This is a genomic window from Pantoea wallisii, from assembly GCF_002095485.1.
GTDB classification, from domain to species: Bacteria; Pseudomonadota; Gammaproteobacteria; order Enterobacterales; family Enterobacteriaceae; genus Pantoea; species Pantoea wallisii.
Genome location: NZ_MLFS01000132.1, coordinates 1 through 1,183, shown reverse-complemented (window position 1 = coordinate 1,183; position 1,183 = coordinate 1). Strand labels below are relative to the sequence as shown.

Sequence of the window (1,183 nt, the reverse complement as noted above, 5' to 3'; positions counted from 1 at the left end):
TGCAATTAAGCAATAATTTCTGCAACAACGCCCGCGCCAACGGTACGGCCGCCTTCACGGATTGCGAAACGCAGACCCTGGTCCATCGCGATTGGCTTGATCAGGGTAACAGTCATTTTCACGTTGTCGCCTGGCATTACCATCTCAACGCCTTCTGGCAGCTGAACGTCGCCGGTCACGTCAGTAGTACGGAAGTAGAACTGTGGACGGTAGCCTTTGAAGAACGGAGTATGACGGCCGCCTTCGTCTTTAGACAGAACGTAAACTTCTGAAGTGAACTGGGTATGTGGCTTGATGGTACCCGGCTTAGCCAGAACCTGACCACGCTCGATATCTTCGCGCTTGATACCACGCAGCAGAACACCACAGTTCTCGCCTGCCTGACCCTGGTCCAGCAGTTTGCGGAACATCTCAACACCAGTACAGGTTGATTTCACAGTATCTTTAAGGCCAACAACTTCAACTTCGTCGCCGACTTTCACGATACCGCGTTCAACACGACCGGTAACAACAGTACCACGGCCAGAGATTGAGAATACGTCTTCGATTGGCAGCAGGAAGGCATGTCAATTGCACGTACTGGCTCCGGGATGTAGTTATCCAGATGACCAGCCAGTTCAATGATCTTCTCTTCCCACTCAGCTTCGCCTTCCAGCGCTTTCAGAGCAGAACCGCGTACGATTGGGGTATCGTCACCCGGGAAGTCGTAAGAAGACAGCAGATCGCGGACTTCCATCTCAACCAGTTCCAGCAGCTCTTCGTCATCAACCATGTCGCACTTGTTCAGGAACACGATGATGTAAGGAACGCCAACCTGACGACCCAGCAGGATGTGCTCACGGGTCTGTGGCATAGGGCCATCAGTCGCAGCAACAACCAGGATCGCGCCGTCCATCTGCGCAGCACCGGTGATCATGTTTTTCACATAGTCGGCGTGGCCCGGGCAGTCAACGTGTGCATAGTGACGGGTCGGGGTTTCATACTCTACGTGAGAAGTATTGATGGTGATACCACGAGCTTTCTCTTCTGGCGCTTTATCGATCTCATCGAATTTGCTTGCTTTACCGCCGTAGGTTTTAGCCAGAACGGTGGTGATCGCTGCAGTCAGAGTGGTTTTACCGTGGTCAACGTGACCGATGGTGCCCACGTTTACGTGCAGTTTGTTACGTTGAAATTGCTCTTT

At 52.5% G+C, this 1,183-nt stretch carries 1 pseudogene; it reads right to left on the bottom strand.

Annotated features, from left to right (window positions below):
- Positions 1-5: 5 nt before the first annotated feature.
- A pseudogene (tuf, locus tag HA48_RS22325) lies at positions 6-1,183 on the bottom strand (elongation factor Tu); the annotation flags it as partial.